The sequence below is a fragment of the Agaribacterium haliotis genome, assembly GCF_002312815.1.
In the GTDB taxonomy this organism is placed as follows: Bacteria; Pseudomonadota; Gammaproteobacteria; order Pseudomonadales; family Cellvibrionaceae; genus Agaribacterium; species Agaribacterium haliotis.
Map to the genome: position 1 here is coordinate 145089 of NZ_NKQJ01000001.1, position 24374 is coordinate 169462.

23 protein-coding genes and 1 pseudogene are annotated in these 24374 nt (G+C 45.6%); 13 read left to right on the plus strand and 11 right to left on the minus strand.

All coding sequences use genetic code 11. The features are described 5' to 3' along the window. The 6 genes from CFK45_RS00665 (at position 1) to CFK45_RS00690 (ending at position 8380) form a co-directional block, all read left to right on the plus strand. Positions 1-789: a hypothetical protein gene (locus tag CFK45_RS00665; RefSeq protein ID WP_096084474.1), complete on the plus strand. Its 789-nt coding sequence runs from the start codon at positions 1-3 to the stop codon at positions 787-789. Beyond that, positions 776-5347 carry a hypothetical protein gene (locus CFK45_RS00670; RefSeq protein WP_096084475.1) on the plus strand — a complete coding sequence of 1524 codons (4572 nt, stop codon included), beginning with the start codon at positions 776-778 and terminating at the stop codon, positions 5345-5347. Before CFK45_RS00665 ends, CFK45_RS00670 begins: the two co-directional genes overlap by 14 nt. Further along, positions 5347-6417, plus strand: a complete 1071-nt coding sequence (locus CFK45_RS00675; protein ID WP_096084476.1) for a Wadjet anti-phage system protein JetD domain-containing protein — start codon at positions 5347-5349, stop codon at positions 6415-6417. The genes CFK45_RS00670 and CFK45_RS00675 overlap by 1 nt, the downstream gene beginning before the upstream one ends. A 40-nt stretch (positions 6418-6457) precedes the next feature. Then, on the plus strand, positions 6458-6736 hold the full coding sequence (locus CFK45_RS18225; protein ID WP_143247443.1) for a hypothetical protein: 279 nt from the start codon (positions 6458-6460) through the stop codon (positions 6734-6736). Beyond that, on the plus strand, positions 6690-7280 hold the full coding sequence (locus CFK45_RS00680) for a hypothetical protein (protein WP_096084477.1): 591 nt from the start codon (positions 6690-6692) through the stop codon (positions 7278-7280). Before CFK45_RS18225 ends, CFK45_RS00680 begins: the two co-directional genes overlap by 47 nt. A 485-nt stretch (positions 7281-7765) precedes the next feature. Then, entirely contained in the window at positions 7766-8380 is a 615-nt protein-coding gene (locus tag CFK45_RS00690; protein WP_096084479.1) for a DUF6088 family protein, read from the plus strand. 95 nt (positions 8381-8475) lie between these two features. On the opposite strand, the gene CFK45_RS00695 is transcribed toward CFK45_RS00690, so the two are convergent. After that, entirely contained in the window at positions 8476-9441 is a 966-nt protein-coding gene (locus CFK45_RS00695) for a hypothetical protein (protein ID WP_096084480.1), read from the minus strand. A gap of 156 nt (positions 9442-9597) precedes the next feature. On the opposite strand from CFK45_RS00695, the gene CFK45_RS00700 reads away from it, so the two are divergent. The 5 genes from CFK45_RS00700 (at position 9598) to CFK45_RS00725 (ending at position 15676) form a co-directional block, all read left to right on the plus strand. Further along, the gene (locus CFK45_RS00700) at positions 9598-11343 is read left to right on the plus strand and encodes an ATP-dependent nuclease (RefSeq protein ID WP_096084481.1); all 1746 of its coding nucleotides are present in this window, start codon (positions 9598-9600) and stop codon (positions 11341-11343) included. Next, complete coding sequence (locus CFK45_RS00705; protein WP_096084482.1) at positions 11336-12796, plus strand: UvrD-helicase domain-containing protein; 1461 nt, start codon at positions 11336-11338, stop codon at positions 12794-12796. Before CFK45_RS00700 ends, CFK45_RS00705 begins: the two co-directional genes overlap by 8 nt. Before the next feature lie 691 nt (positions 12797-13487). Further along, positions 13488-13862 carry a hypothetical protein gene (locus tag CFK45_RS00715; protein ID WP_239923492.1) on the plus strand — a complete coding sequence of 125 codons (375 nt, stop codon included), beginning with the start codon at positions 13488-13490 and terminating at the stop codon, positions 13860-13862. Next, positions 13856-15295, plus strand: coding sequence for a DEAD/DEAH box helicase (locus tag CFK45_RS00720; protein WP_096084485.1), 1440 nt, complete (start codon positions 13856-13858; stop codon positions 15293-15295). Before CFK45_RS00715 ends, CFK45_RS00720 begins: the two co-directional genes overlap by 7 nt. A 27-nt stretch (positions 15296-15322) precedes the next feature. After that, positions 15323-15676: a hypothetical protein gene (locus tag CFK45_RS00725; protein ID WP_096084486.1), complete on the plus strand. Its 354-nt coding sequence runs from the start codon at positions 15323-15325 to the stop codon at positions 15674-15676. A 91-nt stretch (positions 15677-15767) separates the two neighbouring features. Here CFK45_RS00725 and CFK45_RS00730 read toward each other — a convergent pair whose 3' ends face one another. The 7 genes and pseudogenes from CFK45_RS00730 to CFK45_RS00760 form a co-directional block, all read right to left on the minus strand. Then, the gene (locus CFK45_RS00730) at positions 15768-16085 is read right to left on the minus strand and encodes a hypothetical protein (protein WP_096084487.1); all 318 of its coding nucleotides are present in this window, start codon (positions 16083-16085) and stop codon (positions 15768-15770) included. Further along, positions 16072-16713, minus strand: a complete 642-nt coding sequence (locus CFK45_RS00735) for a nucleotidyltransferase domain-containing protein (protein WP_096084488.1) — start codon at positions 16711-16713, stop codon at positions 16072-16074. The genes CFK45_RS00730 and CFK45_RS00735 overlap by 14 nt, the downstream gene beginning before the upstream one ends. A 2-nt stretch (positions 16714-16715) precedes the next feature. Beyond that, positions 16716-17525 carry a pentapeptide repeat-containing protein gene (locus CFK45_RS00740; RefSeq protein WP_096084489.1) on the minus strand — a complete coding sequence of 270 codons (810 nt, stop codon included), beginning with the start codon at positions 17523-17525 and terminating at the stop codon, positions 16716-16718. A 199-nt stretch (positions 17526-17724) separates the two neighbouring features. Continuing rightward, entirely contained in the window at positions 17725-18336 is a 612-nt protein-coding gene (locus CFK45_RS00745; protein WP_096084490.1) for a hypothetical protein, read from the minus strand. A 2-nt stretch (positions 18337-18338) separates the two neighbouring features. Then, the gene (locus CFK45_RS18855; protein ID WP_096084491.1) at positions 18339-18920 is read right to left on the minus strand and encodes an AHH domain-containing protein; all 582 of its coding nucleotides are present in this window, start codon (positions 18918-18920) and stop codon (positions 18339-18341) included. A 96-nt stretch (positions 18921-19016) separates the two neighbouring features. Further along, a complete protein-coding gene (gene dut, locus CFK45_RS00755; RefSeq protein ID WP_096084492.1) occupies positions 19017-19472 on the minus strand; it encodes a dUTP diphosphatase in 456 nt (151 codons plus the stop codon). A gap of 236 nt (positions 19473-19708) precedes the next feature. Then, positions 19709-19840 (minus strand): annotated as a pseudogene (locus CFK45_RS00760) (dUTP diphosphatase); the annotation flags it as partial. A 170-nt stretch (positions 19841-20010) separates the two neighbouring features. Between CFK45_RS00760 and CFK45_RS00765 the strand changes: the two are divergent. Both CFK45_RS00765 and CFK45_RS00770 read left to right on the plus strand, forming a co-directional pair. Beyond that, complete coding sequence (locus tag CFK45_RS00765) at positions 20011-20529, plus strand: phosphatase PAP2 family protein (protein WP_096084877.1); 519 nt, start codon at positions 20011-20013, stop codon at positions 20527-20529. Further along, positions 20526-21611 (plus strand): MJ1255/VC2487 family glycosyltransferase, encoded by a 1086-nt coding sequence (locus CFK45_RS00770; RefSeq protein WP_096084494.1) that lies wholly within the window; start codon positions 20526-20528, stop codon positions 21609-21611. The genes CFK45_RS00765 and CFK45_RS00770 overlap by 4 nt, the downstream gene beginning before the upstream one ends. A gap of 91 nt (positions 21612-21702) precedes the next feature. Here the strand turns inward: CFK45_RS00770 and CFK45_RS00775 are convergent, their stop codons facing one another. The 3 genes from CFK45_RS00775 to CFK45_RS00790 form a co-directional block, all read right to left on the minus strand. After that, positions 21703-22482 carry a TatD family hydrolase gene (locus CFK45_RS00775; RefSeq protein ID WP_096084878.1) on the minus strand — a complete coding sequence of 260 codons (780 nt, stop codon included), beginning with the start codon at positions 22480-22482 and terminating at the stop codon, positions 21703-21705. 65 nt (positions 22483-22547) lie between these two features. After that, on the minus strand, positions 22548-22901 hold the full coding sequence (locus tag CFK45_RS00780) for a PilZ domain-containing protein (protein WP_096084495.1): 354 nt from the start codon (positions 22899-22901) through the stop codon (positions 22548-22550). Positions 22902-23291: 390 nt separating this feature from the next. Next, a complete protein-coding gene (locus CFK45_RS00790; RefSeq protein ID WP_096084497.1) occupies positions 23292-24296 on the minus strand; it encodes a DNA polymerase III subunit delta' in 1005 nt (334 codons plus the stop codon). Between the last annotated feature and the right edge of the window lie 78 nt (positions 24297-24374).

The window sequence follows — 24374 nt, forward strand, 5'->3', positions numbered from 1 at the left end:
GTGGAAATGGAAGAAATTGGACGTGTTTACCACTATTTACTGAAACACCGATCCATTGAATCCAAACCGCAACTTCGTAAAAGTAGGCCGGATGAAACTCTGGTTGCCTCGATCCTAAGAAGTGCATCAATCGATCAACTGGAAAAATTCAACGAATTTCTTGCTCCACAAGGGTTCAAGTTGGTCGAGTTTGATGATCTGACTCGCGGCGTTGCTGTGGCTGGTCGAGTATGGATTTTGGCACGAAGTGGCGAAGTTTCAACTTCGAGCTTTCTATCAACTGAGAAAGTCTATTCAGAGATGAACATCCGCGGCAAGGACAGTCGCGAAACGTCAGCAGTTTGGTTTCTACATATTTGGCTGATTTACCTCTCCCTTATCTATACCCGGGCTGGCCGAGGTGTTTCTGAGGTATCCAGCTATGTGGACGCGACATTTTCAAGAGAGATTCTTGAAGAGTCCGTTCTGGAACATATTGCTCACATTCGACATATGGGTCTTAGTGATGGCGCATCATCAAAAGTCGTTAAAATTCTTGATGGCGAAAAAGGAAAGGATGTATCCCGCCGAGTTAGCGCCTTTTTGAAACTGATGGCAGCAGCGGGTCTTGTTCAAGAATCTGAAAAGAACGAATACCAACAAACCTTGCTGGGTGCATATGAAATTGCAGAGCACTACGATAAATCGTTACGCATACCCATCGACAACACCCTAGATAACATAGTGAATATTGTTGCCCCTAACAGTGAAGACAAAGACACAGAGGAGTTGACTGATGGGATTAATTAACCGCTTAGCCATTAGCAATATGCTGAACTTTTACGGTGATGGCAAGCGCAAAAAGTGGTCCCCGCGCTTTCGCTACGAATGCCTCGACTTTCGGGGGCAATCTACAGCAGTAAACCTCACCAACGGGGGCGGTAAAACTACTCTGTCTGAGGCCATGCTGGCCGTACTGTCTCGTGATCATACTTTGGTAAGTCGCACCAAAAAGAAATTTAGCCCGAAATCTGTGGGAACCTGGTCGCACATACAAGTCGAGTTGATAAGGCCTTTGGCCAATACAGGACAATCCGACTTCATTACCGCCCAAGGCAATGAAGTGAATGGCGAGCACTGGGTCTTCGGTATGTACGGCTATTTAGGCGATCAGGGAGTGAATTATTACTATTACAACGGCAGGCTAGAAGAACTTCCTATTGGCACAGATGATGGAAAGCAAAGAACCTTACTCAGCAATGAAAAATTTGTGCAAAACCGAAAGGCTCTTTCCGGGCTGGTAATGAGCCCGCATGAAGATGAATGGGAGGAAGCGCTGGCACTGAAGGTTAACCTCCCCCAATCGACTATCCGCCAAATGACGGACTTCCAGAAACGAGGCGGACAAGACAAAAGTGCTCTGCTGTATGAAATAAAGACTCGGCCAGGTCAGAGCTATGCTGAGGTCTTCTTTTACAAAGTATTAGCACCCGCAATTATGGAAGGAATAATGGATCGGGAGGGCGAGGAAGGAGAAGTAAGCCTTGAGGATTCAGTAGAACGGTCTGTTTTCAGTACGGTAAAGGCCAAACAAGACACTGCCGCAAAGCGCGTGGAGACCGATGAGCTAGAGGCAGGTATGAGACAGCTCACCAAAGTAATGAGTGTCGCCGATGAGGTTGAAGAAAAACAGCGTGAGTACGACCGCCACTTGGCAAAAATACAACATGACGTTCAGGTTTTGAGTGAGTTGGTCGGTAAAGGGCGATTGCTTGGAGTGCCAAAGTCTTCTCTACCTGATGGGCTAGTAGGCGATATAGCCAAGCAGCTTGTGATTGAGCCTGGGCGTAGCGAAGTCAGGATTCTGAATCGAGGTATAGCCGCTTTAACCGGTGAAGCTACAAAAGTAGTCACACAGAGGGCAGTTAGAAACAGCATTCCAAGCCATGAAGTCTCGCAAGCCATCGATATTTCCTGTGACCTTGAAATACAAAAACCTCAGAGAGGAGGTCATAAACTCAGCTCATACTCAATAGAAGGGGCAAAAGCCTTGCTAAAAGCCACTTCCTCAATGAGCCATGGGCTGACCAATGAAGCCGCCATAAACCATTTAGAAGATGCGGTTTTCTGGTTTGATACCTACGCAGATACCAATCCCTACCGCCAGCTATACGTGGAGCATGAGGCTGATCTCAAGCAGCTAAAACAGGATGAGCGTGACCTTGATGATAAACTTGAGAACTTACGGCAAGACCAGCTTCGACTTCAACAACAGCAAACCCGAATGGAAACAAACGAAGGCCTTTATACGGGCTTAGTCGAGTCAGGCCTGTTTAGTGAGGAAGAGCTTAAATCACCGAGGAAAACAGCTGTCATTGTGAGGGACAAGCTCAGCTCTGCACAGGAAGCGATGAGCAACTTCTCCATTCTTGAAGCGAAACTTAATGAGCACTTTGATGCGTGGAAGGAATATGTCTCTAAGTATGGTAAAGAATGCATACCGGCAGAAACTCTCGAGCAGAAAAAGGCCGAAAAGCATGCTCTTTCTGAGTCAATACGCTCCATTTCTTCCAGACTCAAAGAATGCACTGCTGGCCTTTCAAAGACTCAAGGTGTGTTGCGAGAAGCTCAAGGAGAGCGTGACAAAGCAAGTCAGACGCTGGAACGGCTTTCTGAACATCGAACCGCCTATGAGAATTTCGTTGAACGATTCGGTACTGCTTCCCCCAAAGGAAAGGAAGATAAGCTAAGGACGGATCTTAATACTAACCAGAGTCGGCTTTCGAAGTTGCAACAACAGCAGGAGTCCTTTCAGGAGGGCGTAAGTGCTCTCCATCGATTTAGAGAAACCGTCTCTGAAACCGTTTCTCCAGAACAATGGCTGAAAAACATAACCACCCGTCGAGCCGAGATTGCTGTCGAACTGGATCGCTCAAACACGCTGCTAGATGACCTTTGTAAGCAACGTGAAACCCTTGAAGATGAACGAATTGCAGCAAACGCGTCTACGTGCAGCGCGCTAGATCGCTTAAGCGAAAAAAACATTTCATACAAAGTTCTGCATCATGTTATTGATGAGCTGGGCCTAGCGTATGAGCGCAAACGTGAGGTGCTAGGCGTTTTCTCTGCAGTACTATTTGCACCAGTGCTCGCTACTGAACTCGAAGCGCAACAAGCAGCGGAAGCGTTAGCAGAGTCCGGCGCTCAGATACCGGTTTTTCTTTATCGTAGCTTTATTGAATATTGCCAGAATGCACCAATTGAACATACCGATAACGATGAGCTGATGGTGGGTACCACTGCCGGTGTAATTACTCGACCGGTCTCTTGTTTACTGGACCCTCAACTGGTTGAGCGCGAGAAGGAATCGCTTGACACTCAGATAAGTACAGTGAAAAAGACCATCGGCACCCTTCAAACTGAGTCAATATCAATAGATGATAATAGCGAGCCGGCAGTCTTAGCTAGGCGGGCTTTAAAAACCATACAAGACAATGAAATCGAAAAGCTCGAAACGGTAAATCAAGAACTTGAGAAATGCCAATCCAAGATAGAAGAGCTTCGTCAGCACACCAGTCCGCAAGTTATCGACATAATTCGATCTGCTGATAGCTATGTAAAACTTGGCGGCGAAGAAAAGGATACTTCTCTACAAAAACGCCTGATTGATTTGACTTCTGAAATTCAGGCTTACGAACTACAAATTTCCGAGCGACAAGATCAACAGTCCGAACTGGAAGAACAGGTATCTAACCTGAGCGAAAAATTAGAAAGGATTTTACCATACGATTTGGCGGTCATGCTTAGCAGCGCTGGCTCGTTTTACGAGAAAGACGGCCCTGAATTTATGGCTAATCGTGATGTACGCCGCCGCGACCTTCTCCAGGGAGTCACCACAGCCGAGGGCCGCAATGCCTACAACAAACATTTTGACGGAGCACAATCTTATTTAGACAGCATTAGTGAAGACCAAGTGGATAAGCTGTCGCAGCAGCTTGGGGAGGTTTCCCGCCAGATCGAGGAAACGAAAGGAAAGCGTGACGCCGCGCGTATTGAACGGGACAAGTTGTCTGAGTCCGTCCCTCAACTGCGCAGTGCGATGGAGAGTATCGATAAGTTAGCGCTATTAGCACTTAAGAGATATCGAAAGGTAGCCAAGCTAAGTGCGGATGCCACCAACCACAGCCATCTTGATTTAAACGAAGATCCATTAATTGAACAATGCGAAAAACTTCTCAATGCAGACATTAAAGACGAGCCCGAAGCGGTCAAAGTAATTGCAGACGCCCTGTCGGGCGAACTGGAAGAAATCGATATCGATCGTAAAGCAGGCGATTTAGGACGAGCAAAAGATGATCTGCTAAAAAAAGGTAAGGCATTTGTGGACTTAGCCAAAGGGATTACCAATACACCCTCCGGCCTAAAGCCAGTCGAAATTCAAACCCTGAATGAAATTAGTGGTGTCGCGGATATACCCAAAGTGCGAACGCTTTACGAGGGGATCTTGGAACAACTCTCACGATCCAAAGAATTGTTACGCCAATATGAATCTTCCGAAAGAGAGTCACGGCAGCTAGTAAGTAGTCGTCTCGCACACCTTATTGAATATGCAGCATTGGATCTTGAAATCTTACGCTCGGTTGTCGGGTCTAACCGTGGCAAACACACCTCGTATTTCAACGTGGAAGCCGAAGTCCTTGACAGAACAGGAATACAGCGACTGATGGATGGCATTGTAGAGGAAGTAGATATCCTTGAAAGACAGCGTCGTGAACGTGAAAAACAAGGGGCGCGTTCAGAAGACAATGAAGACTACCACGAATCGCTGCGCTCGTTGATTCGAACAAAGCTTTACCAAACGATCTTTTCTCAGCCAACCATAACCTACGTAAACACCTCGATACGCGGTGCCGGCGACGAACATGAGTTTAACGAAAACCTCAGTGAAGGTCAGAAAGCCGCGTTATCGCTTATGTGGGCAATACGATTGGCTGAATTCGCTATTGAGCGAGAAGCTAAGCGCCTATCATCACGTCGCTCGCAGCAAAAGGCTAGAGAGATGTCTGTAAATATCATGCTAATCGATGGCCTATTTTCGAACCTATCAAACCGCGAGCTGATTGATAGTTCTATGGCCGGCATCGAAAGTACACGAGGAAGTTTCCAGCTTATAGGCCTTATCCATAACCCTCACTACCAGAATGATTTTGATAAGTTTCCAGTCTTCATAATTGGCAAGAACGAAGGGAATGGCAAGACAGGAGATAGTGGCAAAGGCTGGGTTAGCTTTCGTGAAAGCACTTCTGATGAGATGGCTCTGCGTACCGCTCAGATCCGCCGTATTCCACCACCGCAGGTCATCAGCTGATGGATGCTGTTAGCAGGCTGAGAAGCGCGCTGTCCGTTGGCAACAAAACATCCGTTCGGAGCGACCGCCTGGTTGATCGTCTGTGCAGCAAAACAGGGCTTCATCGGAATGAAGTTATCAACGGCCTTAGGGAGTTACGCGATACCGGCGAAGTGTGTTGTAAAGATTGGCATCGTGGTGAACCCATAGGGCGCGTCGAGCTTTTAATTCAACAAGTGCGATCACCATGTGAAGAGGTTTGGATTGGCGTCATGCATGACATGGGAGTCGATCCTGCAGATCAAGAAGTGTTGATTGCACTGAGTGACAAGGTGGAAGGACTGGCGGTAGACGATATGAAGCGTCTTTTGAGTGGCCTTTTGACCTTGCGAAAGGACCTACCGCAACTAAACGGGCAGTCTCGATATTTGGTAAGCGCCAAATATCTCCTTGGCAGCTCCAAGCTGCTCGACGCACTCCCATCTCCCTTGCTTCGCAAGTTTGGAATTAACCTTGACCCGCTTATTGGACCACCCTCCTATATCATCACCGCAGGGCCAAGCTCGCCAGCGTGCGTTGTGTTGGTGGAAAATCCGCAGGCAATGGAAGCGGCGCTTCAGACCCAAATAGGAAGCAAGATTGCCTGGATCGCAACATTTGGCTACGGGCTTTCCCGTTCCGGTAATGAGTATGGCGGTCAGCTAGCAAGTCTTATAGAGGGGGGTAATCGACTAACAGCTCTGGTGCGTCAGGGGACTCCTCCACCGATTGAACATTTACTTCAGCATTCCGAAATTTATTTTTGGGGCGACTTTGATCGCGAAGGTTTTCAGATCTACTGGCGGCTAAGGTCTAAGATCTCCCAGCTCCGACTTAGCGGGCTCTACCACCCCATGCGCGCCATGATAGAGAGCACTGACAACCACCATGCCTACAACGATTTGGTATCCAAACCTAACCAAAACACTTGGCAATGTTCGGACATGAACGTACAGAAGTTGCTTGATTTGTGCGAAAGCCGAGCTGTTGACCAAGAATCTGTTAGCTTTGCAGATATCGAAAAGTACGCAGCTCTTCCCTACTCCCATTAAAAAGCGAAGGACCTCAGATAAGACTGGAGATACGACTTTCTTGAAAGAGCCAATCGATCAACTTATTCAATTAACTAAGTCTGTGAGAGCTGGCATTCTTCAAGACAATTTTTCGAACTTTGTGTCTGTACCGGCACCACTGTTCACAATTAAAAAAATGAAAGAGTATTTTGAACTAAAAACAAAAGATGATTTTTTATTAGCACTAGATTTTGCTATTCGTAACGTTGTATCCAAACGCTATTTACAACAAGAGAGGAGATTACACTTCCATGAGTATTATATGGTGGGAAAAAACCGTCGAATATTACTTCGTTAAAAAATACGTAGAACTGGACTCATTTGTCGCACCTCTAGACGGCGATAAAGAACGTGCCGGAGATACAATACTTGGAAAGGAAGATCGGTGGATCCTCATAGAGTTCAAGAAAAACGAGTCTTCTATAAATGATGAATGCCGAAAATTTTCTGATTTCAAACAAGCAAAACGCAGCTTGCTCAATGCCAGCGATCACCACCTCATAATCTATGGGGAAAATGCAGGAAAAGACATTGAGCTGGTGTGCCAAGGATACTTCACGGAGGAACCAATACACATTGATGACGCTCTGTCCCGAGGAACCGATATTGATAGTTTCTTCAACTATGTGCGTGAGTTTGTCAGTTTTAAAAACAACTCTGGTGGAAAGAGCTCCAGTGGATTTGGATTCGTTGCAGGAATCAGCAAAGATGGAAAGGTTACGAAATGTATGCGGCTAGATGAATTTGGACATACTTTTAAACTGGAAAAGCATCTGCAACAAAAGCTAGAGCCTTCACAAAAGCCGTCAAGGTCAGGACCTTCAATGGATCCTATGATGTAGTAGCTCAGACCTGAGCTGACAGTTACCCTTTTTTTAACCCGGGCTGTCAGGTTCCCTTGGTAATTACACTAAATTCTTTTCTGCTTAATTCTCTATTAATGTGAATCCGTGCCCATTTGTATTAAGCCCCAAGATCGGAGACTGTTGTGTGTATTGCTCTTATGGAACCGCGCCCCTCCTCCAACTCAACAAGAAAAGCCCTGTAGTTCATAGATCCACCCTAAACACACGAAGACCTACCAGCTCCTACTCAAATCTCATCGTTGATCTATTAGAATTGGTATTGGTAGGTAGCAACAATACCTACCGTACCATCCATGCTACCTGCTTCCTGCAACACGGTTCCTCTCGGCTCAAAACATACCCTATAATCCATCATTATCACTCGCTCCGTAAGTTTTGTTCCATATATTATGCCCCCCAAATAAAGCACTTCGAGATTTGGAGAACCTCCAGCACAGCGTTCCTTACCAAAGGAGAGAAACATGAATCACCAGACGGTTCGAGACAAAATCTATTGCCTGTTACTAACGCTCGAGCCAGCCAAGCCTTTTCCCTACCGACGTCTCAAAGGAGCAGGGTCAGAGTCATCTACTAAACGAGCTATTCGTCAGCTTTGCGAAGAAGGTCATTTGCTCCGAGTGATGACAGGCTTCTACGTACGACCGAAAAAACACAAATTACTACCGAATATAACGATTACCTGTAGCCCCGAAAATTTAACCAAAGCTTGGGCCAAAGAACGAGGCTACATTTTAACAACCACCAGCTTTGAAGAAGCCTACCGCTTAAGGTTTCAAACTCAAGCACCAGTGCAAACAGAGTATTGGACGAATGGACCTAGTAGAACATTTACGGTAGGCAACGCCATAGCTTCTACGAGACACGTGCCTGACAATTTACTCTTATGGCATGACCTCCCTGTAGGGCGTTTATACCGAGCGCTCCAATCGTTGTCTGTCGAACATACAAAGCCTAGAGAACTTCAAAAAGCTTTGTCAATTTTGTATTCAACTGAAAAAGAGATTAGTCAAGCACTACTACAAATGGAACAAAATGAATCGTTTCAGAAATGGCTTTCGATTTTAAATAAAGTGTAAGCAGCTATGGCTTGAATCAACCAAAAACGGAAACTGTAATAAGTAATACTGCCCCAGTAACTTCTCCCAGAAATTTATCAGCGTGCAGTACTTTGCTATATTTTAAATACTTCAGCACCAAGACTTAACCTAGTGTTTTCTTTCAAGTCATTTACAAACAATTCCCAATCCCCCTTTGCTACTCTCTTCTGACAGTAGATAGAAGCCATTCGAATAAAACCTTCAGTGACAGTTTTAAGGTCTTTAATAAACTGATCCATTTTTTCTTCGTAACTATTACCATATGATAAGAAAATTGAATCTCTATAGTTCGCTTTACCTCGATATCGGAAAGCCTGAAATAAGAAATTAACTTGACCTCTCTCAAGCTCGTTGTCTCGTAGCTCTCTTGCCGCTTTAGTTCTGAAATTATCGACCTTGAGCTCTTTAAACTGCCTAGAAGCCTTAATGCGTTCTTCGACTTCCCATTTTCTATAGTCGGCGGTACCACTCAAATAGCTAATGCAAGCGCCCTTCGCTTCCTCTAAACTTTTAGCATATGTATTCAAATCAATTTTATTGTCGTTACGTAGTTCACTAATTTTCTTGTCTACGTCTTTTTTTACGAGGGTTGATAGATATAGATTAAACGGATAGACAAGCAGTTGTTTTTCAGCGAAATCCGCATGCCAAGCTTTTGCTGTAGCCGTGTGTGTTTCTTGCTTTGATCCTGAAGAAGCCGCCACCATCGCGCTTGCAGAAAAGTAGGTAGCGTAGTACCAACATATAATCGCAGATCGACAGATATCATATTTATGGGCTACATCTGCATCAAAGGCATTTAAGGATGCAAAATTGTGGTATGCCATCAGCATATTTTCAAAGACTACTGTATCCGCCAACTCATTTTGGGCGCGTCTCTGCACCTTATTGAAGACTAACTTTATCTTATCATCTGAAAATTCATCGCTATTAGTGATTTCAGCTAGCGCCCTCATCCAATTGATAGTTCCCTGGATAGCAAAAGTTGGCTTAGGTTGATCCTTTACCTCGAAAAGCCTATCTAATAACCAATTTGGCATTATAATCCCTCAAGAATGAATGTGAGTACAAACTGCAAATAAACTAAATGTCAATCAATAAAGGCGCGCAAAAAGATAATTGTGTCGCCAAAAGCATTTTTAACCTGCTTTGTTTGGTGTTAGCTTAGTCAAAAACAATAACTGCATGGGTTCTTAATGTACATTCGTAGCGTCGAAATTGAAAACTACCGAGCCTTCAAAGATTTCCGAATCGAGCTTTCTTCACTGAGTCTAATTATTGGTGAGAATGAAGCAGGCAAAACAAACCTCTTCGACGCGCTAGCATTACCACTAAACAGTAACGATATTAGCTTTAACAAGAAACGCCTATCAGTATCGGACATTAACCGAAAAGCGATTTCTGAATTCTACCAAGCGATTATCGATGGTAAAACTGACGAAGAAATTAAGGCCCTGATCCCCAAAGTTCGCATTGAAATTGAGTTCACCGATCCAAAAGGTGAGTTTCAAAAGCAGGTTATTTCCAAATGGATTTGCGGCGACATTGCAGATAGCAGCCACCGCATTAAATATGAGTCCGCACCAAAAGACGAAGATGATTTTATTACAGTTGTTAAACAGACCCTTGACGGCATCACCAACATAGACGACTCCCACTGGTTCACCTTACCTGTCGACCTATACGACTATGCCATAACATCAATCAACAATGGCAAGAAGATTGGATATAACGACTTGAAGCACATTGCAATCAACTCAATTAATGCTGATCGCGACGACTTTGCTGAAAGCCAAACTCAGAAATCAAACGACATACTGACAAAGATGCTAGTCTCGTCGTTGTCAGCCACCGAAAAAACCGACATCAACAATGCCTACATCAGCTTCTTTGAAGCAATTGAGGACACTAAAACATTCGAAAAGATTGTAAAGCCCGAGCCTGACTTCGAGAATTTTTTCGACCACTTAGACCAGAACGAATGCATACCAAATCTACCCAACCTGAAGAGCATCCTGTCCAACATAACTCTACAGTCTGGTGATAGCTACCTGTACCAACGCGGTCTTGGCTATCGTAACCTCGTTTACATATTCCTGTTGTTTGAGTTCTTTAAATCTAGCGATCTACAATTCAACCTGTGCTGCATTGAAGAACCCGAAGCTCACCTCAGTGTTAACAACCTAAGAGTCGCCACCGACTTTATTTACAAGAGCGCAACAGCTAACCAGGAGGATGGTAAGCTCCAAACTCTGATTAGCTCCCACAACCCTCAGGTGATCAACAAACTGCAGCTATCCAATGTCATTGTTGTGTCAGGAGATAATGCCATACACCTCAATGACGTTGACGACGACCTAACAAACTACCTTCGTAAACGTCCAAACTTCGACATTCTGAAATTACTATTCAGTGACCGGACAATTCTTGTCGAAGGAACCACCGAAGAAATGTTGATCAACTCGATACTGAGCAGTGATGAAGAGAACCTACACCGCGTTGAAGTTATTTCGATTGGACAGAAAGGCTTCAGAACCTTCATGGATATCTGGCTGCAAATCAACAAAGACAATGACAAGAAACGGCTAGGCATTATCCGTGACTTTGACAATCAGCAAGGAGCCAAAGACGACCACGATGCTTATGACGCTGCACACAACAATATCAGAGTCCGCACAACCGTAGCTTATACGCTTGAAAACGATCTTGTTGCGGCTAGCGCTAACCTAGCCAACCTGAAACGTGTCTTCGAAGGCCACGACGACGATGACATTGATGAAATGTCTCAACATCTCATCGATAACAAAGCCGAAACAATGCTTGAGATCTGCGACGCCATCCTGAAAGTAGGCAAAGAAGAAGGTGAAGAGGAAGAAGAGCTTATCGAAATAGTTTTACCCCCCCATATCCAAGAAGTTGTGGACTTCATGACCAATGATTGAGATTCAATTAGCAGGGGCTGGTGCAGGTAAGACTTATGGCATGGCCGAGAAGATACTTCAACAGTTTGATCCGAAATCACATAAGCTCATCTTCGCCATTACATACACGAACAAAGCAACCGAAAATATTGCTGAAGCTATCATTGACCAACTCGGATATCTGCCGGAAACAATTAAGGTTTGCACGGTTCATACTTTCTTGTTGAATGAGGTCATCTACCCCTACTCACCTGTAATGCTTGACCAGGTCTACACTACTTCTAGCCGCTGCTCTCTAACCTTTGTTTCTCGGGACGGTGAAACTAAAACACGAACCCAATTACAACGCGAACGTGGGTCCATTATCGCAAGGCTCAAGGCCAAACAGGTTGTGCATGTTGAAGAGGTTTACGCTGTCGCACGTAAGATCCTTGACCCAAATCACAGTACCAATCGCCCCAGAGCCAAGAAAGCCAAAGTTGCCTACATACACGACATACTCAAGTCTAGCATCAATAAGATATTCCTCGATGAAGCGCAAGACCTAGATAAAACTGCAATACAAGCATTAGACGCTGTCGGTAAAAATGTGGTTGATATCTATATGGTTGGCGACCCAAAACAAGCTATCAAATTTCCAGATGCATTTCGAGAGTATGTAGCAGTGAATGAGAATGAAGATCACGTCAACGTACTCCCCAACAACAATGAGTCTCGAAGAGTCCCGCAACGTATACTCAATGTTTCAAACTTATTCTGCCCAGCGGGACAAGAACAAACCAGCCTTTCAGATGTTGAAGGTGAACTTCACTATGTTTTGAGTACTGACCAGGGATATGATGAATTCTTAAATAGCCATATAAACTCTGACAGCCTCGTTAGCATTTATCGTAAAGAAGGAAATTATTCCACCAAAGACTCCGAGTCATTACCGTATTTGCAGCCAGACATCAACGAACTCTTAATTCAACACAACCCAAAGATAGATGAAGATCTAGTGTTGGGTGCTGCTATTCACTGGCTTGATGAAAACATTGGCACCAACACCGACAACCAAGTTAGCTCTGATTTCCTAACTAAGTTCAAAATACCCTATTCAGGTAAAAGCTACGCTCAACTACGAAGCTCGATCAACGATTACAAATCCGCCAATGCAAACAGCGCGCAATATCACATCAGCAGTATTGACCGTACCAAAGGCCTGGAAGCTGAGTCCTGCGTAATCATCCTCAATAAAGCAATCTACAAGTTTTTAGTTCGTGATCGACTTAGAGCAGCAGACCGGCATAACACCACATGGAACAAAGTTTACGTTGCGTTAACGAGATCACTCTCGAATGTAATCTTGGTAGTTGATGAGCAGGTGTGCAACGACAGGCCTTTAGATGAAATCACATCCAAACTTGAAGATCTCGGATTCTCAAGACTCAACTTAAACAATGGGCAAGAATTACAGGAATTGGAAGAAGCATAATGATAACAAGGCTTCTCGATTGGGCTCTAATCATTGCTATTGTTCTAGCGGTGGGAGCTTATGCAATATTTACTCGACGACACCTGGCCTATGGAGCCAAACATAGGTGAGCGTGGTGTATTTGGCGCTTTGATATACGCTGTTGTCGATTCTGATAAATGTCTAAATCTAAGCATTCACATTTGAACTTTCTCCCGACAAAGACTGGATCATTACTTCCAACCCTTCTTGTGGATCCGCACCGATGACATGGCAATACTGGATAAACTCTAGTATCTCTATTTTACGTCTATCTTGTTCCATTTTGCCCAGGACAGAATGATGTCTCCCCATCTTAATAGATGCAGCTCGAAGAGACAGACCACTATCCTCGCGCTTCTGCTTCATCCAGGCGCGCAATCTATCGTAATGAGGTGAATAGGGAGAGGTTTTCATTGTCTCGATGATAGAGACAATATAGAATGTCGCGAAATTCGAGACATCCAGAGATATAGATACCAAGAAGTAGATGAAGACAATAGCAATTAAATCTGAGTTACTGGCTGTTCTCAGATCCTTTACCTCAGAGCAATTTACAGTCGATCAGCTAACGACCGCCTACCTAGACAGTAGGGCGTGTAATCACTCGAACAAAAAAGCAGCACGTCAATTCGTCTATCGGAACATGCTCAGAATGATTAAGGCAGACCTGATGACTCGAGAAATAAAGACCGGCGGATGGCCAACCTATACGCTCAATAATAAGTTCAACGAAAATCCCGAATACCAAGAAAATAGTCGATCAAAAAATGCCGAAAAATTAGATCCCCCACCAAAAACTAATGAATCGCCTGTAACGTCAAAGGCCTTAATAGATTTATCTCAAAGATTGAGCCAGCACCGATCTGACATGCTTTGTGCGGTCGGTGAGGCTGAAGAATACAACGCACTATGCTCAAAGCATCCGGGCTTAAAAAGTCAGACTCAAGATCTGTACAATCACGCTAGAGAACGAAGTGCCATCCTCCTCGGCAAAATAAAAGCGCTTGAAACCCTCATATCTATTCAGGCGCCTAAGCAGTGTTGAAGCTTCGAAAGTGGCAATCAGAAGCGATAAGTGAAATTCTCCGTAAATATAAACAGGGGTATTCACACTTCTTGTGCTTAGCAACACCAGGCGCAGGAAAGACGCTTATGGCTTCAATTGTGGCGAAAAAACTATTTCAAGCGAATCAAATTGATCTCGTTATTTGCTTCTCGCCCTCTATCAACATTGCTAACTCATTACGCAACTCACTAGAAAAGCATATTGGTCACCAAATAAATGGTCGCTTAGGCGCAAAAGGTCACGTAATGACCTACCAGTCTATGCTGAACCTTGGCGAAGACTATTGGCAGATCCTATCTCAGCATCGAGTGCTTGCCATTTTTGATGAAATTCACCATTGCGCTGGCGATGATTTCGGTAATGGAAATAGCTGGGGCCAAAAAATCGTAAACTCTATTCAAGGACGCGCTCACTATACCCTGGCGTTAACAGGTACCCCCTGGCGATCCGATAAAATTCCAATCGCACTTTCAAATTATTGTATTAAAGGTAAAGTTACCTGTGACTACAGCTATGGCTTAGACCGAGCCATTCAAGATCATGTTTGCAGAACACCAAAAATTGTCGCCATCGATAACGAAAAAATTTCCTTACAATCGAGTGGTGAAACAACGCATTACCGCTCTTTTGAAAGCCTACTAGGCGAAACATCTTGTCGATATCCGCAGGTACTCGACAATACAGAAGTAATAACTCAGATTCTTAAAAAGGCTTCCAAGCAATTAAACGCACTGCGGAAAAGTCACCCTAATGCAGGGGCACTAGTCGTTGCAGCAAGTATCGACCACGCTTTAAAGATCTCTGAGATAATCCGAAACTTAACGGGTGAAAAGAGCTCCGTCGTGACTTATTTGCATGACAACGCTCAAGAAACTATCGAACAATTTCGCTCCTCTTCTGACAAATGGATAGTCTCCGTTGGAATGATTAGTGAAGGAACCGACATAGCTAGGCTTCGCGTTTGCTGCCACTTGTCCCGAGTAAAAACAGAACTCTCTTTTCGGCAAATACTCGGAAGAATTCTTCGATCATCAGGCAAAAAAGACTCCGCGGGTTATTTATTCATGCCCGCAGAACCTAACTTAATTGAATACGCGAAGCGTGTAGCTGAAGACGTTCCGAATGAGCACACTGTAAGCATCGACCGAATGCCTACGGCAGCCTCTCTTACGAACGACATGCCACCTGAAGACGTCAGCGAATCAATCGAACAACCTTATTTGGGCTTACAAGACAACCAAATAATTTCAATTAACTTCGATTCACCTCAACATAGTGAAAATATTCAATCGCCATGCAGTGATACAGGCACTTACTCAAGCCTATCCGATACATACAACATGACGATCGGATTTTTTGGCAGATTCAAACAAAAAATTATACAACCTGCATTAAGCACTATAACAAATTGACCATTTCAAAAAGATAGGAGTAGACCTTTGAAATTTCCTGAAGATAAACACCAAGGCCAGTGCGATCACTGCAAATCAGAAGTCCCACTTGACGCCGTTGTCTGCGCTGCATGTGGTGCGCGCTGGGGAAGCTCAACAGGAAAGACAAGACAACAAGTATATGACCTTGGCAAAACCAAAGTAAAAATGGGTTTAATTGGTGGAGCTTTCTTCGCCGTATTTTTTTTAGTGACTATCTATTTCGAATCCGGGTGGATGTTGCTATCTATGGCTCTTGGCTTCTTAGCTGGACCAATATGCGTCGGCTGGATAATCGGTGGCCTAATTTCTATGCGTAGAGCGAAGACAAATCTTTCGATTCAGTGGTGGAGACAGAGTTAATCAAGAAGGCTCACCCCAATAACTGGCCATAGGAATATTTTACGGCTTTAAACTCGAGAAATGCCTATTTTCTGCCACTTGAACGCCGCTTTCAGCGGCTTGTTCGCTGCATTTTCTTATTCGCCACTTCCAGCTCTAAATTAGACAACTGCGCGGCCACTTTACTGGACAACACCTTGTAATCTTCAGTAACCTGCTCTTGACTCTTATTAGCTAAAAAAAACAAAGTCCCAGACATCGACTTGAGCAACGTTACTATCGTGTCGTGAGCGTCAATTTTATTATTTCTAGACCACCGATCAATAGCTTTCTCTGTCAAGCTCAACAAAGATTCGACAAAGAGCTCTGACCCATTAACAATTCTAAGCGCATCTCTCTGCGCACTAATCCTGTTATTAAACTCGCTCATAAATACCATTCTTAATTATTGCTAGCATTTCAATCATCCATGAATCGATCTCATTTAACGTAATTTTTGCTTTGTCTATTTCATCGGAACTTAGAATTTCACCTACCCCCCTGGTGCAAAGTACTCTAGCTCTTTCAAATAAACTATAAGTAGAATCATCGATGGGAATACTGTAAGCGCTTAAATTTTTAGCTGAGTTACGGGAGAAATCGGGAGCTATACCAGCGTGCAACGAATAACATGTAGCAAAATTTCTCACTGCCAAAAATACAGATGACAAATCAAATATCTCAGTAAGCGCCGAACTATCTATAGACTTCTTAGCAGATAAGAATATTTCTCGAAACTTTTCACAGTCGGTTATGCCTGATTTATATGTGCCGGGCTCACCAATACTCCGTAGATAGTCAACATCATCTTGTGAATAGACCATCTTAGACTCCAAAAAAAGGTGCCACGCAAACGGATTTCCTTGCCTCCAAAGATCGTGTATTCGTTCGTATGAATAAATTGAATAATCACTTGGGTTAAATCTAGAATCATAGCCATCAACAATAGCAAGCATGTCAATATCGGATGAAACATCCACTTCACCACGGCAAACAGATCCAAAAGCATAGATATGCACTTTTATCGCCTATTAAAACGTTTAATGATAATAGACATAAAGAAGCCGAACATAATTAACCTAATCAGAAAGATTACAGTCAAATATGACTTTGGGTATGCAGGTAGCTCTAAGACCCCAAGAAATATTTGCGGTGATATTAAAAATGCGTCAACGTATGATTTAACTAAACTTGGGTCCCCAAAACCGATGGTATGAATACCTGTAATAAGCAGTAAAACTGCTAAAACAGCGCGACACAACTTCCAGCTAGATTCGCCATTCCCCCAGATTAGATCCAAAAGCTTGAACTCTAACCATTCAACGAATGTTTTGACCCGCTTCAGACCTTTGTATTTTTTCCGATAATATGATTCTTTGGATCTCCAAGCCTTATGAAGATGATCTTCAGTTGCCTGTAATTCAATGCTAATTGCTTTATTAGCGGATTTTGCATCTCCGAGTTGCTGGTAGTTCATACGCAGTGACCGCGCAAATTTAAGCTTTAGATTCTCCGGACCAGGGCAACCAACGTCGAGAATGTCACTATCTACATTCGTTTTATCAAAAGATGTATAGTCGAATGTACATCCATTAAAGCTACAGCCTGCAAGATTACTGTTGATGAACCTGCAACCGGTAAAATCACATTCTTCAAAACTACAGTTCCTTAAGTAAGCGGCATCAAAAATACAGTAACGAAAATCAACACTCTTGAACTCCACTTTCAACGCTACTAATCGTTCAAACAATTTATTAATGAACCTCTCATCACGTACCGGAGAATCAAATTTTTTGTCGGATAATCTTTCTCTTCCGCTATCTTTTAACATTCTGTCCTCTTTGGCAGTGATTTAATGTAACCGTCGAGACAACGACATTTTGGTTGATTCAAAAGCAATACCGGAACGGGGCACATCAACCCTACAGTCCTTTCGAGCCAATAGCGACTGCCCACTAAAGATGGCTGGAAAGTCTGCAAAACTAAAAATAACAAGCGTTAACAACGCTCATCTATTTTTAATGGGTAAACTAGTTTGGATCTCGAATATTGCTATCAAACTGATTAGAAAAGGTATTCCCTAGGTCATTAGTAAAGAATACTCCTTTAAGATCAGCTTGCTCGATGGCATTCTTGACCTCCTCTTGACACTGAAGAGACATGAACATGTCGTACTCACAACGAAATAAAGACCAGTTTTTAACCTTTTCTTCATGAAATGCAAGACTTTCCAAATCACCCCATTCATTTTTCCGGCTAAGTCGGGAGTCAAGCGCACCGGCTTCTTCAGCCACACGGAGTGGGATGAAAATATAGGCATCACCACCTCCTTCATAGCTCACAGGTAGAAATTCTCCGTCAGCCCCAATAATCTTTGACAAAACAGAATAAGCTTTTGGATTTAGAAACATCCGTCCTTGTAAAATACTTACATCGGGAATAACCAATTTCTCGGCTTGCTTAGATAGGGGCTTAAAACTTACGTGCAGAGTTTCTTTATATACATCCTTATAAGTACGAGGGGAGTTCCACATATCAATGCGCAGCTCCATGTCGGACTCGCCAACCAGCTGCGTTATTTGCGCGTCATCCCAAACCAACGAACGATACCGATTAGAATCTTGCACTATCGTATATAACATCTTTAGCGTCCCGTTCTAGGCATTACATTAGGTGGCACGCTGCCGGATTGCAGCATAACCCTAGCAAAGCGTAGCGCATGAATAAGCTGCTCCGACGTTCTAATTAACTGAGGACGAATCCGCGAACTTAACCACTCGTAGTAAGCATTGGTGTGGATACGCCGGTGAGGCACTGCTTTTCGTAAATGGTTAGGCATATACGCACGATCATCCCAATCTCTAGGGAGCCAACACCCATTGTGGGGATCATCAATTCTCATTTTCACCCATGCCATAATGCCCCTAAGAACTATTGCTTCGGGGTGCCCTCCGGAGATGATGGCGTGAGCATCACATCGCTTGGATGGCCGGGCATCCCCCGCCCTAGTTAAGTACCGGCCAAGACGATCAGATTTATGTGATTCTGCCAACAACTCACCGCGAGACATGGATTCACCGGCGACACGATAGCTATCTAGACGGTCGTAAAGACCTCCAATAACTCTCAAGCGCGCAAAGTCAGCAACGCCAGGCTTTTCCTTTTTCGCAAAATCCGCAATTAGCCAATCAACTTTGTTTTGAGGTGGCTTGATATCAGGATACATCCGTTCGCCCTCTGATAATGAATTATTAATGAAATGCGCCCATTGTCGCAGAATTACTGGTAATACCTCTAAGAAGTCGAGCTTAAAACAAGCTGATCAGCTCTTACCCGAGTGACCAAATCCCCCCTCTCCTCTTGAACTGAGCTCAAAGTCAGAGACAATTTCAAAGCCCACCTGAACAACCGGTACAACAACCATCTGAGCAATTCGATCACCAGGCTGTATCTCAAATGTCTCATGCCCTCTATTCCAGCAGGATACGAAAAGTTGCCCTTGATAGTCTGAATCAATAAGACCAACAAGGTTGCCAAGAACAATTCCGTGCTTGTGCCCTAAACCTGACCTAGGCAGGATCGTTGCCGCCAAATTCGGATCTGCGATGTGAATTGCGATACCGGTAGGTATCAACTCTGTTTGCCCTGGCTCCAGGGTTAAAGGACCTTCCAAGCAAGCCCTGAGATCCACTCCAGCAGAGCCTTCTGTAGCATATGATGGCAGGGGTATTTCCTTTCCGATCTTGTCATCTAGTATTTTGACTTCTATTTTTTTCATTTCCTAAATTCTCTTTTACTAAATTTATCTACGTTTTAATTGTGTTTCAGGCTAATGGTCGGCATTATTTCGATGATGCTAGCTAGACGTCAGAAGATAGTACAAATAGTCCAAACCAAAACCGTTAGGTAAATTTGTTAGTACCAGATTGAAGCTTTTATATGCTCGCAGGGCCTGCTATTACTGGTATTGAAACGTTTAAAGCTTACATATTCACCACATCTATATCGCTATAAGTGATCGAGCAGCTCGGCGCACTCAACCCAAATCGCGCGGTACCAAGCGTTACCGGCTTCTCTCCACTTTGGGTTGACCTTGCTGTTCATCGCGTCTTGCAGCTCGAGCATGGTAATTAATTGTTGTTGCATAGTTGCCCCTTAAATTGAAGGCTGTCATCTTAGCACATAGCGACAGCGGCTCTTTGTGTATACACTGGGCAAAATTCAGGCAAAATGTAATACAAGTGTCATAGCCCCTAAACAAATTTGTCATTGTCGAGGGCTAGCCTTTGTTAAAAACCTATAAGCCGGAACCCAGCATGCGCTTACTGCAGAGCATACATCAGGCCGACGTTGACACCTTTACTTGGCTAGCCCGCATGCGGTATCGCGACGCTGCGGTACGTGTTGCGCGCGTAGTATCCAGTACCGCAGACGGCCCGCTCTATGTACTCGCGGGCGTGTATTTTATTTTGACGCAACAGTGGCCCATAGCCCAGGTCATGGCCTTGTGTTTTATTGTTGAGCGCCTGTTTTATAAAGTTTTTAAAACACTGTTTAAACGCAATCGACCGCCCGAAGCCATCCCCGGTTTTAAAAGCGCGGTTAAACCTTCTGACCAATTCAGCTTTCCATCTGGCCACACATCGGCGGCATTTATGGTCAGCTGCATTATGGCTTATTTTTTCCCACCGCTGGCCTGGGTTTTATTCCCGTGGGCTGCGTGTGTTGGCGCCGCGCGGGTTACGCTCGGTGTACACTTTCCAACTGATATCCTCGCCGGAGCCACAATGGGCTCTGCCGTCTTTTACCTGGTAACAAGCAACATCATCCTATGAAAATACTTTACGGTGTTCAGGCCACAGGGAATGGCCACATCACGCGTGCGCGGGCAATTAATGCCCACCTAGCCCAAAATGGTATTGAAACAGACTTTTTGTTTTCCGGTCGCGAACGCGAACTATTTTTTGATATGGAAGCCTTTGGCGATTGGCGCTGCTGCCAGGGCCTTACCTTTCAGCACGAAGCGGGGAAAATTAAACTGCTAAAAACCGCGCAAAAAAACAGCGTGCGTCAGCTGTGGAAGGACATCCGCACGCTCGACTTAAGCAGTTATGATCTAGTGCTGACTGATTTTGAACCAATCAGCGCGTGGGCGGCAAAACGCCAAGGCAAACTCTGTGTCGGCGTCGGCCATCAATACGCATTTCACCACGAAGTACCCAGCCGCGGCCACACGCTCGCCGGCTCTTTGGTGATGAAGCACTTTGCCCCTGCTGACGTTGAGCTCGGCTTGCACTGGCATCATTTTAACGCGCCAATTCTGCCGCCCATTGCCGAAACCCACAGCACCGATGCCCCGGTCGACCCAAATAAAATTTTGGTTTATCTAGGTTTTGAAGAACCCGAACACGTCATCAACCTGCTAGAACAATTTGAAGACCAGCTGTTTGTATTTTATGGGCCGTTTGCGCAGTACGAAAGCCGCGGGCACATTCAGCTAAAACCGCTGTCACGTGAAGGCTTTAAAAAAGATCTCGCCACAGCGGGAGGCGTAATTTGCAACGCCGGTTTTGAACTCAGCAGCGAAGCCATACAGCTTGGCAAAAAACTACTTGTCAAACCGCTACTCGGCCAAATGGAACAGCTCAGCAATGCCGAAGCGCTAAAAGTATTGGGGCTCGGCTCAAGCATGGACACGCTCGACCCCGCTGCCATTCGCGAGTGGCTCAACCAGCCGGCCGCCAAACCGGTACGTTATCCAGAAGTAGCAAAAGGCATTGTTGAATGGCTGGCCGCAGGCGATTGGCGCAATGAAGAAAAGCGCCTGCAGTTGATTCGTTCGATGTGGGAAAATACTGACGCCAACGGCGTAGCCTGCTTTGACAATGCACCGCTGCCGCCACTGCAACCGGCCTAGATAATTAACCGCGGCACTGAATACCTTTTTCAGTGCTGCGGTAAAAAAAACTAGACGACATTCAGCGCGTCAATCCCCTTGGGTGCTTTATTCACGCCGCGGCGCGATCAAATAAACGGTAAAAATTTTCAGTGCTTGCCTCGGCCAACGCCTGCAGCTCCAGCCCGCGCAAATCGGCGATAAATTGTGCAACCTCGAGCACATATTTGGGCTCGTTGGCTTTGCCACGGTGCGGCACCGGGGCTAAATACGGGGAATCCGTTTCAACTAATAAGCGCTCGAGCGGCACTCGCTTGGCGACATCGCGCAGAGCCTCTGCATTTTTGAACGTAACAATGCCGGAAAAGCTGATGTAATAACCGAGCTCAAGAGCCTGCTCAGCCATCGCCCAATCTTCGGTAAAACAGTGCAGTACTCCCGCTCGCGACGTCGAACCGTATTCGCGAATCAGAGCCAGCGTATCCTGCTTGGCCTCTCGTGTGTGCACAATCACCGGTAAATCTAAATCTGCGCCGGCACGCAGGTGATTCGCAAAACTTTGTTTTTGCCAGTCGGCACTGTCTTTGGTGTAGTAATAATCGAGACCGCTCTCACCGAGAGCCACCACCTTAGAGGCCGCAGCCCACTGCTTTAGTTCGTCGACCCCGACAACGGCCTCGGAGACATCGGACGGATGCACACCGACCGAAGCAAAAATATCGTCATGTTTGGCGGCAATATCGAGCACCGCCTGTTTATTTGCCTCACTGATGCAGACACAAAGCATGGCGCTGATGCCTCTGGCTCGCGCGGCATTCAAAGCCTCATCCAGGGCCCCTTCTCGCTCATCGAGCTTAAGCCTGTCCAGGTGGCAATGAGAATCCACTAACACGATTACAAACCTTTTTATCGTTAAATATTTGGCAATTAAAACGCCGGGCAAGAAAGCCCTGGCGGCTACATGGTATGAGTTGGTCGCTCAGACTCGAGTGAACCGGCGAGATAGGTTTCGATCTTGCTCGCGGCCGTATCGTCCTCGCCACTAAATTGAACACCGATGCCCGCTGCGCGGTTGCCCTGGGCACCTTTGGGTGTGATCCATACAACTTTTCCGGCAACCGGAATTTTCTCGGGCTCGTCCATCAAGCTCAACAGCATAAAGACTTCATCACCCAAACTGTAATTTTTGCTCGTTGGTATAAACAAACCACCGTTGTTGATAAAGGGCATGTAGGCCGCATACAACACGGCTTTGTCTCTGATCGTCAGAGACAGTATGCCATTGCGCGCACCACCACCTAATCCACTCATTGCTGTTCCTGTATAAAACTGTTCTTTCTGTAAAGTAGTGCTTTTAAGCAAGCTTGTCTAGAGTGCCAAGCGGTATGTGAGCGCAGCTCCCCAAACCGTCGCACGGGCCTTGTCGCGGCCAGCTAAAAAACGTCCCTTATCGAGCGCAATGCTGTTCATTAAGTGCAAGCTTCCCGGAGCGAAGCTTAAGCGGGCTTTCTTGGGGCGCCGTAAACCCGTCCATGGGGGCTTCGCCGCCGCATCCGGCAATTGCTCCTGCATTGCCCTAATAAGCTACATCCATGTAGCGACCTTGCGGCAGAGACCCAATCAAACCCACTTCAGCTTCGCTCCTACCACTTCGTTACATTATTAAGTGAAGAGTGTTGCCCTTGTCGAGCGAGGTTGCACTTAGCGGCGCTGCGCCCGCCTGGCTAGTTGCAACAAACTAAACCAGTCCATAGCCATTTCTTCAAGCTGCAGTTGTTCGTTTAAGTTCGCCGCACCGTGCAACTGCTGCAGGCGCCTGCCGAGCTTATCGTGTAAGCGAAATAAATAGCCCTGCTCCAACGAGCAAAGCACCGCCGCCAGTGAAGCCAGGTCGGCAGGTATGTGCTCTGCGGCCAACTGTTGTCGAATCACGCTTTCGATCAAAAACTGCTGCATCTGAATAAGCTCAGAGACATCCTGCCCCTGCCACTTGCCCGCTAGCGCTATCGCACCGAGACGCGCCTGGCTTAGCTCAAGCAACTGCTGCCACAGTGCCAGCTGCTGCTCGGCCATACCGGCACCGGCCCACGCCAGAGCCTTTAACGGCGCACCGCCGGCCTGACGAAGAAACTGACAGGCCTTTGCGCTACCGTGCTCTTCAAGCCAGGCCCGAGCGCTGCTCTCGCTGGGCAGCGCCAAGTTTAAACACTGACAGCGACTGCGAATGGTCGGCAAAATAGCGTTGCTGCGCGCACTGACAAGAATAAAGACACAGCGCCCCGCAGGCTCTTCAAGGCTCTTTAGCAGTGCATTCGCAGCGTTAATATTCATCGCCTCAGCCTGCTCAACCAACACCAGCTTTGGCCCGTCGAAGTGCGCGGTCTTGGCAACAAAGTCAACACAGTCGCGCACCTGATCAACCTTAATTTGACGGGCTCCATCTTCCGGTTTTAGCTGAAAGAAGTCCGGGTGGGAACCGGCGTGCAACAACTCACAACCGCGACAGCGCCCACAGGCGACATCATCCAAAGTATTTTGACACAAAAGGTAGCGCGCCATACTTTGGCCGAGCTCCTCTAGCCCCAAACCGTCGACACCACCGAGCAACAAAGCGTGAGGCAAGCGCCCCGCTGCAATGTTTTGACAAAAACCCTGCCAAAGTTTTTTTTGCCAAGGATAAGGCGGCATTGCCGTCTGTGTAATCATTAAAAGCTCTATCGTAAATATTTGCTTCAAGCTTTATTATGGCGCCAAAGCGCTGCACAAAGCTCGCTACCTAAGGGC